Origin of the sequence: Roseibium aestuarii (genome assembly GCF_008477545.1) — a bacterium.
Taxonomy (GTDB): Bacteria; Pseudomonadota; Alphaproteobacteria; order Rhizobiales; family Stappiaceae; genus Roseibium; species Roseibium aestuarii.
This window is the reverse complement of record NZ_VORA01000007.1, coordinates 1-12,995: the sequence shown is the minus strand read 5'-3', so window position 1 is coordinate 12,995 and position 12,995 is coordinate 1. Positions and strand designations below refer to the sequence as shown.

Here is a 12,995-nt window from a genome sequence, read left to right as displayed (position 1 = left end):
TGGCCTCTCAGACCAGCTTGAGCACTTCGGCCGCCACCACACGCGCCAGCACCGGCTGGGTGTCCGGGTCCAGATGGATCGCATCCACGGCGCTGGTGGCCACATGGCGGCCGGTGTCGAGGAAACCCGTGCCATAGGCGGCTGCGATCTGCGCATAGACAGGCGCGAGGCGACGCGAGATCTCGCGGGTCGTCTCGCCCAGGAACTGGTCTTCGAAGCCTGTGCCGGTGAAGTCATTCGCCGGCGGCGGCGCCATCAGCAGGACCTTGGGCGCCGCGCCGTCCGGTCCGGCATCGCTGCGCGTCGCCAGCGCAATCAGCCGCTCCATGGAAAGGCCGATCTCCGTCGCCGACATGTTGAAGCGGCGCTTAAGATTGTTGGTCCCCAGCATGATCACCAGAATATCGATGGGCTTGTGGCTCTGCAGCACCGTCGCCAGATGCGCCAGCCCGTTCTTGTCGCCCATGACCGGATCCTCGAAGACCGTTGTCCGGCTGTTGAGCCCCTCCTCGACCACGTGAAATGCCGCGCCGAGCTCCTTCTGCAAAAGCCGGGTCCAGCGCACCTGATGCCCGTAGCGGCTCCGGTCCACCGGATTGAATCCCCAGGTGAGGCTGTCGCCGAAACAGACCACGGTCACCGGTTCTTTTTCATCGCGCATCTCGCTCTCCCTTTCGAGGCCAGACCCGACCCTTAGGCCGAAAGAGCCTGTGCGAAAAGCTCTTTTCCCGCCCAGCGCTGCGGAAAAGCCGGAAACGGGAAAGACCCTTGGTTAACAGGCGCTTTACCAAGGCCGCGCTACTGTGGTGGCCAATCTGCGTCTACCCACGCGTATCGAGTACCCGGGACTTTCATGACTGGCCTTTCCACGGACTACAAGCGCGGCGCCGCTCTGCCGAGCTCCAACCCCTTCCAGCGCCTCGCAAGCCTGCTCGACGGCATCACCCCGGCGCAGGCTCCGATCATCATGACCATCGGCGAGCCCCAGCACGACCTGCCCGGTTTCGTGAAGGAGATCCTCGCCGCGAATATTGCCGATTTCCGCCGCTATCCGCCGATCAACGGCACCCCGGACTTCCGCGCTGCCGTCGCCGACTGGCTCGAGCGCCGTTACGACCTGACCGGACTGGTTGACCGCGAGAACGGCATCCTGCCCCTGAACGGCTCGCGCGAAGGCCTGTCCTTCGGCGCCATTGCCGCCCGCGACCAGCTCAAGCCGGACGAAGCCGCTCCGGTCGTCCTGCTGCCCAACCCGTTCTATCAGACCTATGCGGCCGCCGCGCACATCGCCGATGCCCAGGCCGTGCTCCTCGACGCGAGGGCTGAGGACAATTTCCTGCCCCGTCTGGAAGATCTGGACCCCGCACTGCTCGACCAGGCCGTCGCCTTCTATGTGGCCTCGCCCACCAATCCGGAAGGCCATGTGGCGAGCCTCGACTACTGGACCCAGCTGATCCTTCTGGCCCGCAAGCACAACTTCATGCTCTTCGCCGACGAGTGCTATTCGGAGATCTACCGCGAGACCCCGCCCGCCGGTGCGCTGGAAGCCGCAAAGGCCCTCGCCGAACGCACGGGCAACGTGGACCCGGCCACGGTCTTCGACCGGATCGTCGTGCTCAACTCCCTGTCCAAGCGCTCGAACCTTGCCGGTCTGCGCTGCGGCTTTGCCGCCGGCGATCCGGCGTTCCTGTCGAAATGGGTCAAGTTCCGCGGGCTTGCCGCCCCTCAGGTTCCCATGCCGCATCAGGCGGTTGCCGCCCACGCCTATCGGGACGAGGCGCATGTCGAGGAAAACCGCCGCCTCTACAACGAGAAATACGCCATTGCGGAAGAGCTGCTCGGCCCGATCCTCGGAGCGGTGACCCCGGAGGCCGGCTTTTTCCTCTGGCTCGACACGTCCCGCTGGGGATCGTCTGAAGAGGTGGCTAGCTCGCTTTGGGCAGACACGGGCGTGAAGGTGCTGCCCGGTGCGTATCTCGCCTCCACCCAGGCGGACGGCACCAACCCGGGCCGAAACTACATTCGCATCGGGCTCTGTGCCCCGAAGGAGACCACCCGGACGGCCCTGACCCGTCTGGCCACTTGGCTGGGAGAGCGTGCATGAGACGAGCTTCGGTCGCAAACGACGGCAACCGCCGCACCACCGTCGATCTGCTCGATACCCAGAGCCCCCTGAAGCGCTTCCTCAAGCGCAATCTGGTGGGTCTCTGCGGTCTGAGCGTGATCGCGCTGGCGGCAGCACTCGCCGCGAGCCTTGCCACCTGGTCCGTGGAGGATCCGAGCTTCAACCACGCAACCGACGAAGCGGCCCGCAACGCCCTGGGCTGGCCCGGTGCTGCCATCGCCGACGTGTTGATGCAGTCCGTCGGCCTGGCCACCTCCGTCTTCCTGGTCCCCGTCGTCTTCTGGGGCTGGCGTCTGCTGTCCGGCCACAGCCTGAACCTGCGCCGCAAGCGCCTGGGCTACTGGATCGCCGGCACGCTGCTCGCCTCCGGCGCGCTCGCCGCCCTGCCGGTTCCCGAAAGCTGGCCCCTGCCCACCGGGCTCGGCGGCTTCATGGGCGACGGCATCCACACGGTCCCGGCGCTCCTGACCGGCAACCTGACCGAAGGGGCTGCGACCATCCTCGGCGCGCTGGGCCTCGGCCTGCCCGCAATCTTCTGCCTTGTGGTCGCCACCGGTGTCTTCGGACGTGCCGACCGGTCCGACGAAGTGGAACTGGCCAGCGCCAAGGCCGGCACCCGGATGCGTCCCTCCGGACACGGCTACACTCTTGACGACGATCTGGGCGACGATGACGAGGAAAGCGAGTCCCGTCTGGCACTCCTGGCGAGCGCCGGCCTCGGTCTGGCGGCCCACTGGTCCCTCATGGGTCTGTCGACCCTGCGCCGGGTCACCGGCCTCGGCGGCCGCAAGTCCCGCGACGACGAGTGGGACGAGGACGACGACGCCTACGAACTGGAAGACGAGCGCCACGCCTCCGCGCTCCAGAGCTTCCGCAAGACCCTTGCCCGCAAGCTCATGCCCGAGGATGACGACGGCCTGTCCGATTTCGTCGATCAGGGCCGCCGCCCCTCGCCGGCCTCCGTTCCCGCCACCCGCACCCGGGCGCGCCCTGCGGCCGCCCCGATCGCGGCCCCGCATGAAGACGAGGTCCCCTTTGGCGACGACGAGCCGCCCTTCGAGACCGATGCCTATGCGGACGCCGATGCGGACGAGTGGGACGAGGACGGACAGGAATTCGCGCCCGACGAGCTGATGAGCTCCAAGGGACGGGTTCCGAACCAGCCGCGCCAGCCCATCGGCATCGCGGCCCCGAGCGCCGGCCCGGCAGCTCATCTGGGTCAGCCCCAGAACGGCCGTGTCATTCCTCAGGCCCCGCGGCCGAAGGAAGGCAAGCGCGTTCAGGAAGAAAGCCAGCCGTCCCTGCTCGGTGCGCCGGAAGACTACGAGCTGCCGCCGCTGCGGCTGTTGGAAGAACCGAAGGTGGCCGGCAAGACCCCGGGCCTTTCCGCCGACGCCCTGGAACAGAATGCCCGCATTCTGGAAGGGGTTCTGGAAGACTTCGGCGTGCGCGGCGAGATCATCGAAGTGCGCCCCGGTCCGGTCGTGACGCTCTATGAACTGGAGCCCGCACCCGGCATCAAGTCTTCCCGCGTCATCGGTCTGGCCGACGACATCGCCCGTTCCATGAGCGCAATCTCCGCCCGCGTGGCCGTGATCCCGGGCAAGAACGCTATCGGCATCGAACTGCCCAACGCCCGCCGCGAGACGGTGTATCTGCGCGAGCTTCTGGCCGCCCAGGACTTCGAGAAGTCCAAGGCCAAGCTGGCGCTGGCGCTCGGCAAGACGATCAACGGCGAAAGCGTCGTGGCCGATCTGGCCCGCATGCCGCACCTGCTGGTCGCCGGCACCACCGGCTCGGGCAAGTCCGTGTCGATCAACACCATGATCCTGTCGCTGCTCTACCGGCTCACCCCGGACGAGTGCAAGATGATCATGATCGACCCGAAGATGCTCGAACTCTCCATCTATGACGGCATTCCCCACCTGCTGACCCCGGTCGTGACCGACCCGAAGAAGGCTGTGGTGGCGCTCAAGTGGACCGTCCGCGAGATGGAAGAGCGCTACAAGAAGATGTCGAAGATGGGCGTGCGCAACATCGACGGCTACAACACCCGCATCAAGCAGGCGATCGAGAAGGGCGAGAGCTTCTCCCGCACCGTCCAGACCGGCTTCGACCGCGAGACCGGCCAGCCGGTCTACGAGGAAGAGGAAATGCCGCTGGAAAAGATGCCCTTCATCGTCGTCATCGTCGACGAGATGGCCGACCTGATGATGGTGGCCGGCAAGGACATCGAAGGCGCCATCCAGCGTCTGGCCCAGATGGCCCGTGCCGCCGGCATCCACATCATCATGGCGACCCAGCGTCCGTCGGTGGACGTGATCACCGGTACGATCAAGGCCAACTTCCCGACCCGCATCTCCTTCCAGGTGACGTCGAAGATCGACAGCCGCACCATCCTGGGCGAAATGGGCGCCGAACAGCTGCTCGGCATGGGCGACATGCTCTACATGGCCGGCGGCGGCCGCACCCAGCGTGTCCACGGTCCCTTCGTCTCCGACGGCGAGGTCGAGGACATCGTCTCGCACCTGAAGGTCCAGGGCACGCCGCAGTATCTGGAGGCCGTGACCGAAGAGGATGAAGGCGGGGACAGCCCCTATGACGAGGGCGGCATGGGCGGCGGCGATGGCGACGACGGGAACGATCTCTACTATCGGGCCGTTGCCATAGTCCTGAGAGACAAGAAGGCCTCGACCTCCTATGTGCAGCGTCGCCTGTCGATCGGCTACAACCGCGCCGCTTCGCTCATCGAGCGGATGGAGCGGGAAGGCCTGATCAGCAGCGCGAACCATGCGGGCAAGCGCGAGATCCTCGTGCAGAACGGCAATGACGACGACCTGTGAGGGCCGTCGTCAAAGCTTTGCCACAAGCAGCGCCTAGGCAGAACGACATGTTGAGCGCCAAACCGGAGCGGAACGCATCCATGCGGAACAAGACCAAGCCGATGACCTTCCTGAAATCGACCTGGACGGCGGGTTCCCTCGCCCTTGCCATGACCCTCGCGGGCCTGACCCTCACCGGCGCGCCGGCGCCCGTTCGCGCCGAGACCGTCGCCCTGACCATGGAAGAGGCGGAGACCCTCGGCAGCGTCAACAAGTACTTCAACTCGATCAAGACCCTGGACGGGGACTTCATCCAGTTCGGCCCCGATGGCAGCCAGGCGGAAGGCAAGTTCTTCATGGCGCGTCCGGGCAAGGTGCGGTTCCACTACGCCGCCCCCTCCCCTCTCGACATCATCGCCGACGGAAAGTCCGTTTCGGTGCGCGACCGCAAGCTCGCCACCCAGGACATCTGGCCGCTGAGCCAGACGCCCCTGCGCTTCCTCCTGTCCGACGACCTGGATCTGCGCCGCGACACCAAGGTGACCGGCGTCACCGTGGAGCCGGACCTGATCACCGTGACGATCTCCGACACCACGACCTTCAACTCCGGCATCCTGACCCTGATCTTCGACGCCAATTCCTACGAGCTGAAGCAGTGGACCGTGAAGGACGCCCAGGGCTATGACACCACCGTCGCGATCTACAACGTGAAGCAGAACGGTCCGACGGACCCGTCCTGGTTCAAGATCGATTACCGCGAGAACGACCGCAAGGGTCCGCAGTGATCCCGGGAGCGGCACGTCCGTGAGAGACCAGCCGCTCTCCCTCGTCGCCAGGCTTCTGAGCGGGTTCTGCGCGCGCCACGGGCTGCGGCTTCATCTTGTCAGCGGCCTCGGCCAGGCCGGCATCATCGAGGGCCCGACCGGCCGCCGCCATGCCTTCGTCGGCACCCGCTTTGACCTGAACCCGCAAGGGGCCTGCGAACTGGCCCGCGACAAGGCCTATGCGGCCGAGTTCCTGAGCGATGCGGGCCTGCCCGTTCCCGCCCATCATCTCGTGCTGGCCACCGCCTATCGGCAGCATCTCTCCCGCACCCGCCCGGAGTACCAGTCCACCCTCTGGCAAGGCTTCGACGAGGCAAGGGCCTTCGCACGCGGCATCGGGTTTCCGGTTTATGTGAAGCCCAACACCGGCAGCGGCGGCCAGGATGTGGAATGCATCGGCTCGGAGACCGCGCTGACCCTTGCCCTCGCCCGCCTGTCCGAACACCACAGGACGCTGATGGTCCAGAAGGCTGTCGAGGGTCACGACCTCCGCCTTCTGTGCCTCGATGAGCGCATCCTCTGCGCCCTGATCCGCCGCCCGGCGACCGTGACCGGTGACGGGGAGAGCAGTCTGGCCACCCTGATCCGGCTGCATGCGGTCGAAGACGCAGATCGCGCCGACATGGAACGGCACCTGAGCGCGGCCGGTCTTCGCCCGGATCATGTGCCCCTCGCCGGCGAGCTCGTCCCCGTCCTGCCCATGGCCAACCTGTCGCGTGGTGGGCACGCCAGCTTCCGGCCCCTCGACCAGATCGCCATTCCGCTGCAAGAGGCAGCCCTCAGCGCCGGCCGGGTGCTGGGCCTGCGCTATTTCGCCGTAGACATGATCGCAGCGGATCCCGGCGATCCGCAGGCTGCCTTCCATCTGCTCGAGGTCAACGGAGCCCCCGGACTGGCAGAGCTGCACCGTCAGGACGAAACCGCGGCGGCCATGGTGAAAGAAATCTACGAGAGCGTGTTCACCGCGATCCTGAGGGACCTCGGGTCGCCCTGACGAGCACATCTCGCATCCGACTTCAGGAAATCGGGACGAGTCCCAACATTTCCTCGAGCCGGTTCCGGACGATCTTCTGCTCCTCCCCGGAGACCCGATCAAAACCGTGCCCTGTCGTCAGGCCCACCAGCGCCACCCGCTTGCTCAGCCGGTAGCGCGAGGCCGCATCCTCTGCGCATCCGTATTCGTCCCGTGACCCCTGGAACACGAGACAGGGTACCCTGAGGAATGCCAGATGGCGCGTGCGGCTGCATTGGGGTCCGTTGAGAGGGTGCTGAAACGGATAACCGAAACACGCGACACCCTTGAGCCCCTCAAAGGTCGGGACAAGCGTCGCGATCCGCGCCCCGCGCGAGTGACCAAGCAGCGCCACCTCACGACCCCGCCGGATTTGACGACACATCCGGCGCAGCTCGCGCGCATTGCGCCGCACGTCCTGATGCTCCGGACTGATCAGATCCAGAACCCCGGGATAGGACGGGCAGATCCGCCGCAAGATCGAATGAAGCCGCCGCCGCCACCAGCGGGCACGACGCAAGGGTTTCGGCACCGGGCGCACCGCGTCCGGATGAAACTGCAGGACCTCCACCCCGAGACCCGCAAGACGCTCCACCTCTTCTTGGACAAAACCGGGAAGAACCTGCGCCGACATGCGACTGGCGATCACAAGCACCCGTGTGCTGTCAGCGCCCCCATGAAGCCGCACCAGCGACGAGCCACCCGAACGGCAGACCTCTTCCATGAACGATCACCAAAACAATTATTAAAGCAAAGACTTGAACCAGAATTTCAGCCCCATCTCTGCGACGTGGCTCAAGCGACGTCAAGGGCCTCTCGATCATCATCCCAGGCCTGCGACCCGGCTGGCCTGGGTTGAGCGGCATCCTCGGACACGAAGTCCTGCACCAGCGGCGGACCAGCGGGTTGCATAGGTTGCGTGAAGAGCCCGAGCAGCAACATGCGCACCCACTCCAGCTCCGCAGGCTCGAGCTCTTCGAAGTCATGGGTGGTTGCCACCGGGACAAGCCGCATGGTCCGGGCAAGCGCATAGCGCGTGGAGACCTCGCCGGCGGGGCCATAGACATCCCGGCAGCCCTGCACCAGAACGGAAGGAACGGTCATCTTCGGCAAATGCCGCGTCCGGCTGATCTGCGGGCCGTTCTCCGGATTCTGAAAGGGATAGCCGAAGCCCATGAGCCCCGCCAGGCGCCGGGAAAAGGCCGGCCCCGCGAAACGATGCGCGCCCCGCGGGAATGGCCGAAGAGAATGACCTCCCGGTCGCCACGAATGCGAAGCACGGCCTTCCGCAGCTCGCGGGCATTGCGCTGGACGTCCAGCGCGTCGCGGCTCACCAGATCGAGAGGGCCCGGAAATTTCGGCGCCACCAGCTTGATGGGGAGATGCAGGGCCTTGCGCAGGTGCATTTTCAACCGCAAAGCCAGCGGCACGGGCCGCACCCGGTCCGGCTGGAAGAGAAGGATCTCATGGCCCGCCACGGCCAGATCTCCCAGAAGTCCGGCGAGAACATCTGGGAGTTCCCGCCGGGACTGGCGATGTGCGACGATGATCAACCGGCGGCTGCCCGGACAGGCATGCAGGACGCTGAGCGCTGAACCGCCGCTGCGGCAAGTTTCTTCCATGAGGGTGGCAACCGAAAGCTGTTAAAGGTCAATGGCTTGACCTTTATCTCGGGCCACTCTCTGCGCCTATTCCGCGCGCACGTCAACCACCACGCGTCCCTTCACCTGACCTTTCAGGATGGCCGCTCCGAGCTCTGGAAGCTCGGAAAGCGTTGCGGGCTGGATCATGGCTTCCAGGGTCGCCTTCGGCAGGTCCCGCGCGAGGCGGTCCCAGGCGCGCACCCGGTCCGCATGGGGCTTCAGCACGCTGTCGATTCCCAGAAGATTGACCCCGCGCAGAAGGAAGGGCACCACCGAGGCAGGCAAGCCCGCCCCGCCAGCCAGACCGACCGCCGCAACCGACGCGCCATATTTCATCTGGCCGAGCACTCGGGCCAGCATCGCGCCCCCCACCGCATCCACGCAGCCCGCCCAGGTCTCGCTTTCCAGCGGCCGCTTGACGGTTTCCGCCAGCTCCTCGCGCGCCACGATGCGGCGTGCCCCCAGGCCCCGCAGATAGGCTTCCGTGTCCGGCCGACCGGTCACCGCCGCCACCTCGTGACCCAGATGAGCCAGAATGGCGGTTGCGACCGAGCCCACCCCACCCGCAGCCCCCGTGACCAGGACAGGTCCGTGTCCGGGCGCGAGACCGTGGTCTTCAAGCGCCTGAATCGCAAGCATGGCGGTGAAGCCCGCCGTCCCGATGGCCATGGCCTCACGAGTGCTCAGTCCCTCGGGCAGTTTCACCAGCCAGTCGGCCATGACCCGCGCGGTTTCCGCATAGCCGCCCCAGCGGATTTCGCCCACCCGCCAACCGGTGAGCACGACCCGGTCACCCGGCTGATAGCGCGGGTCGCTCGACTGCTCCACGGTTCCGGCAAAATCGATCCCCGGCACATGAGGATAGGTCTTCACCAGCCCCCCGCCGGAGGTCAGACACAGGCCGTCCTTGTAATTGAGGTTCGAATATTCGACGCGGACGGTGACATCCCCCTCCGGGAGGCTCGCCTCCTCCAGCGTCCGCACCCGGGCCCGGGTCGAGCCATCTTCCAGCTTGTCGACGACAACCGCGCGAAATCCCATCAGATCCTCCCAACGTCTTGCGGCACCATGCTCACATCCTAGTGCGCTTGAGCTCAGGTTCCAGAGGCACGGCCTGCTCCTTTGGTCGGACTTTGCCACGCGCACACCACCGACGCTGGCCCAAACGCAAAGAAGCCGTTCTGGCGCACCAGAACGGCTTCTTTGGGAGGACCCGCGCCTCACCATTCGGGAGGTCTGCGGCGAGGTCTTTAAGATGCGTGTGACGGCTTACCGGAAGGAGCCGCGGTCGACCTGACGCATGCGGTATTCCAGATCGAAGCGATCGGTTGCCTGATTGAGATAGGCCGCCACGCGCTCCTGTTCGGTCGGGATATGGAAGGCGCTGCGCAGGCGCTTGAGCTGCTGAAACATGGTGTTGCCCTCTTCGGTCATTCTTGATGGACCTAACGTAATGGTGCGCCGCAACAAGAACAATTGTGCAATTGCGATATCAGCCCTGCAGCCGTTGCATGGGTTCCCGTCCCGCTGCCCGCAATCGTCAGCCCTCCTCAGCTCCGGCAAAGAGACAGGCTTCCACCAGGCCGCAAATCATATGACCCATCATGAGATGCAGTTCCTGGATATGCGGCGTATGCTGGGTCGGCGCCACGAGACAGAGATCGCAAGCCTCGGCAAGTGTCTGCCCGCCCTCTCCGGTGAACCCGATCACGGTCATCCCCAGCGCCTTGGCTCGGCCAACGGCCTTGAGGATGTTCGGAGAACGCCCCGAGGTGGAATAGACCATCAGGACATCGCCCGGTTTCCCAAGCGTTTCCACCTGCCGGGAGAACACCGTCTCGAAGCCGTAGTCGTTGCCCAGGGCTGTCAGGATCGAGCTGTCAGTGGTCAGGGCGATGGCGGGCAATCCGGGACGATCCGCGAGGAAACGTCCGACATATTCGGCGGCCATGTGCTGAGCTTCGGCGGAGCTCCCCCCGTTTCCCGCCAGAAGAAGCTTTCCACCGCCCCGAAGCGCCGCGCAGAGCACCTGCACGACTTCTGACATCCTGCCGCGCAAGGCAGGCTCCGCCTCCAGCGCCTCGACCATCCGGCGTCTCTGCCGAAGCTCCGACGCAATCCGTTCCTCAAGCTCCTGGTGCAAATCTCCCTCCCGCATGCCCGGGCCTGCTGGCCCGGTCCCTCGCCCCAGAAGATCTCGTTACGGCACGCGACGCAAGCCGGGAAATGCCCCCTGCCCGTGGCTCACAACCCGAGCTTCCGCCCCAGCCAGGAGATTTCGCGCCGAGCCCGCGCAACGAGCCTGTGGCGGAAGCTGGCTCTCTGAGCCGACAGACGCTCAATCAGGAACTCCGGACTGCACGGCAGAAGGCTGACCGGGTCGACGCAGCGCGTGTAGACGACAAGTGCAAGAAAGAGCAGCTCATCCACCGACCGGACCCTCGTGCGCTCGGGCGTCGGTGTCAGGTCCGTCGTCAGCCCCCAACCCGCATAGAATGGCGTCCCGTGCACGGTGACCGGCCGCCCCCGGATCAGCGCCTCGAACCCAGCCAGAGACGAGAAGGTCTCCACCCGGTCGCAGGCCTCGATGAGAGAGAGGATATCCGCATCACGGGCGACAAAATCCGCCAGCCCCGAGAGCTTCCGAGCGGAGAGCTTGCCCTTGCGCAGGCGACTTTCCACATCCGGATGGGGCTTGAAGACGATGAAGGCATCCGGCGCCTTGGCGCGCGCAGCCCGCAGCAGATCGAGATTGACGTTGGGGGTGGTGGCACAGGCAATCGTCGCCGAGCGCGACTTGCGGATGGCCGCGTCATCGGCAACCTGCCCCGGAACGAGAACGATCTCCCGGCCCTCAGGAAAGCGATAGGCCTGCCGGCGTCCCTGATTGTATTTCGTCACCCGGCTCGCGACCAATTGCTGCCTCAGGGCCGCCCCTCTCGCCCTGTCCTCTTCCGTGACCCGTGCCGACTGGAGCAGACGCTCCAGGTCGCAGCGAGCGGAGGGATCGTAGTAGATCCCCCTCCGGTCCACGGCGAGTGAAGCGCCGGGCGCAAGCCCGGCACCCAGCCCGACAGAGCGGATGAAGCCGTCCTCGATACGCAGAAGCGGGACACCGACCGCATCGCAGGTCGCCGCGACCGCCGCCGTCGCCTGGCTGGCCCAGACAAGCACCTGCCCATCTGACGCCTCTGCCCCGGAAACCGCCTGCTCCAGGGTGTCGCAAAACACCGCCGCGCCGCGAGGGCCCGCAAAATTGGCGGCAATGGAACGATGGTTCCAGTATTTGGCCCCGAAGACGAAGCTCTTGCGGTCATTGCGCCGGTAGGCTGCTTCCAGCAGACAGGCGATGTCCAGCGTCTCATGCGCCTCCAGTACTGCCCCGTCATAGGGCGAGATGGCACGGCCGTGGCGGACCATGATCCGGGCAAGTGCCTGACCGGAGAGAGTTGGAAGGTCGGAGAGGCCGGAGAGGTCGGACAACGTGGTGGGATCGAGCCCCTTGTCCGGCTCAGAAAAATCGATGCTAACGCGCAGACTGCGGCCCCACCTCTTCAACCTGTCGAACAGGGTCTCCCACCGCTGCGCATCGGCTTGCTCAGCAAGGCTGAACGGTTCATCGACGACCGATGCAACGATTCCCTTGAAGAACGCGCCGAGGCCCGCCCCACTATCGGCGACTGCCCGCTCAGAAACGGGCAAGACCAGCAGAAGCTGCGGCAGGCGCAAACAGGATACGCCGCACTCAGCAGCCCCGGCACTCGCCTCTGCAGCATCTTCACCGAGCCTGATCTGCTCATCAGAGACGCCAAGCAAAAGACTGACAGATTGACCAGACCTTTCGGCTCGCAGCAGAATCCGCCGCAACCGCGAAGGCCTTGTATGGACAACATCCCAACCCACCGGCGGTGCAGCGCCTGGGTGGGCCCCTGTCGTCGCTGCTGCCATCTTTGCTGCGAGCTTTCGGGTCGCGCCCAGCAGCCTCCGGTCCAGGCACATCAGCACACCGCCTGCCTCAGCCGCATCCGTCGTGCTCATGCTTGTGTGTCCGGGCAAACTCGTCTCGCGCAAGGCGCCTCATGGAAAGGGGTTCTGGCATCAGGCCAGGGCGGGACACTCAGCCTATCGCATCCGGACAAGCACACAAGTCCTGCGCAGGACACGGACGCACACCAGAGCACACCCCATACCGCAACGCTCCGACCCGCTTCCTCTTTTACTTCCCAGAAACGCAAGACAGCCCCGCTTTTGGCGAGGCTGATGGTATTCTTCTATATGGATTTTGGTTTGTGTCGCAGGATTTGTCATTTTTGCCCTTCTGCGTCGGGCTTTGCCCTCCTTGAGGGGGCCGGCGTGAGGATCTCGGCTGGATCCCGTTACCAAACAAAAAACCCGCCTTTTGGGCGGGTATTTTTGATTGGTTGCGGGAGCAGGATTTGAACCTGCGACCTTCAGGTTATGAGCCTGACGAGCTACCGGGCTGCTCCATCCCGCGTTATGTCGGAGGATTTGTTGAAGAGAATTGATTGCGTTTAGCAGGCCTGGCGGCGACCTACTCTCCCACACCTT

12 protein-coding genes and 1 tRNA gene are annotated in these 12,995 nt (G+C 65.3%); 5 read left to right on the top strand and 8 right to left on the bottom strand.

Annotated elements, in window-relative coordinates; genetic code table 11:
* Window positions 1–7: 7 nt before the first annotated feature.
* Window positions 8–661 (bottom strand): SGNH/GDSL hydrolase family protein, encoded by a 654-nt coding sequence (locus tag FR728_RS17365; RefSeq protein ID WP_149894022.1) that lies wholly within the window; start codon window positions 659–661, stop codon window positions 8–10.
* Between the two features lie 192 nt (window positions 662–853).
* Between FR728_RS17365 and FR728_RS17360 the strand changes: the two genes are divergently transcribed.
* From FR728_RS17360 to FR728_RS17345, 4 genes are all read left to right on the top strand, one after another.
* Window positions 854–2,104 carry an aminotransferase class I/II-fold pyridoxal phosphate-dependent enzyme gene (locus FR728_RS17360; protein ID WP_149894021.1) on the top strand — a complete coding sequence of 417 codons (1,251 nt, stop codon included), beginning with the start codon at window positions 854–856 and terminating at the stop codon, window positions 2,102–2,104.
* Window positions 2,101–4,968 carry an FtsK/SpoIIIE family DNA translocase gene (locus FR728_RS17355; RefSeq protein ID WP_149894020.1) on the top strand — a complete coding sequence of 956 codons (2,868 nt, stop codon included), beginning with the start codon at window positions 2,101–2,103 and terminating at the stop codon, window positions 4,966–4,968. The genes FR728_RS17360 and FR728_RS17355 overlap by 4 nt, the downstream gene beginning before the upstream one ends.
* Window positions 4,969–5,048: 80 nt before the next feature.
* Window positions 5,049–5,732, top strand: coding sequence for an outer membrane lipoprotein carrier protein LolA (locus FR728_RS17350; protein ID WP_208998896.1), 684 nt, complete (start codon window positions 5,049–5,051; stop codon window positions 5,730–5,732).
* Window positions 5,733–5,751: 19 nt separating this feature from the next.
* Window positions 5,752–6,765 (top strand): ATP-grasp domain-containing protein, encoded by a 1,014-nt coding sequence (locus FR728_RS17345; protein ID WP_149894019.1) that lies wholly within the window; start codon window positions 5,752–5,754, stop codon window positions 6,763–6,765.
* A gap of 22 nt (window positions 6,766–6,787) precedes the next feature.
* On the opposite strand, the gene FR728_RS17340 is transcribed toward FR728_RS17345, so the two are convergent.
* Window positions 6,788–7,507, bottom strand: a complete 720-nt coding sequence (locus FR728_RS17340; protein WP_149894018.1) for an alpha/beta family hydrolase — start codon at window positions 7,505–7,507, stop codon at window positions 6,788–6,790.
* 71 nt (window positions 7,508–7,578) lie between these two features.
* A complete protein-coding gene (locus FR728_RS17335; protein WP_341872946.1) occupies window positions 7,579–7,971 on the bottom strand; it encodes an alpha/beta family hydrolase in 393 nt (130 codons plus the stop codon).
* A 47-nt stretch (window positions 7,972–8,018) separates the two neighbouring features.
* Between FR728_RS17335 and FR728_RS17330 the strand changes: the two genes are divergently transcribed.
* Window positions 8,019–8,378 (top strand): hypothetical protein, encoded by a 360-nt coding sequence (locus FR728_RS17330; protein WP_149894016.1) that lies wholly within the window; start codon window positions 8,019–8,021, stop codon window positions 8,376–8,378.
* Window positions 8,379–8,471: 93 nt separating this feature from the next.
* Here the strand turns inward: FR728_RS17330 and FR728_RS17325 are convergent, their stop codons facing one another.
* From FR728_RS17325 to FR728_RS17305, 5 genes are all read right to left on the bottom strand, one after another.
* Window positions 8,472–9,467, bottom strand: coding sequence for an MDR family oxidoreductase (locus tag FR728_RS17325; RefSeq protein ID WP_149894015.1), 996 nt, complete (start codon window positions 9,465–9,467; stop codon window positions 8,472–8,474).
* Window positions 9,468–9,695: 228 nt separating this feature from the next.
* On the bottom strand, window positions 9,696–9,839 hold the full coding sequence (locus FR728_RS17320; protein ID WP_149894144.1) for a DUF3563 family protein: 144 nt from the start codon (window positions 9,837–9,839) through the stop codon (window positions 9,696–9,698).
* A gap of 127 nt (window positions 9,840–9,966) precedes the next feature.
* A complete protein-coding gene (locus tag FR728_RS17315) occupies window positions 9,967–10,515 on the bottom strand; it encodes a D-sedoheptulose-7-phosphate isomerase (RefSeq protein WP_149894014.1) in 549 nt (182 codons plus the stop codon).
* A gap of 155 nt (window positions 10,516–10,670) precedes the next feature.
* The gene (locus FR728_RS17310) at window positions 10,671–12,464 is read right to left on the bottom strand and encodes a capsular polysaccharide export protein, LipB/KpsS family (protein WP_149894013.1); all 1,794 of its coding nucleotides are present in this window, start codon (window positions 12,462–12,464) and stop codon (window positions 10,671–10,673) included.
* A 380-nt stretch (window positions 12,465–12,844) separates the two neighbouring features.
* A tRNA-Met gene (locus FR728_RS17305) sits at window positions 12,845–12,921 on the bottom strand.
* Between the last annotated feature and the right edge of the window lie 74 nt (window positions 12,922–12,995).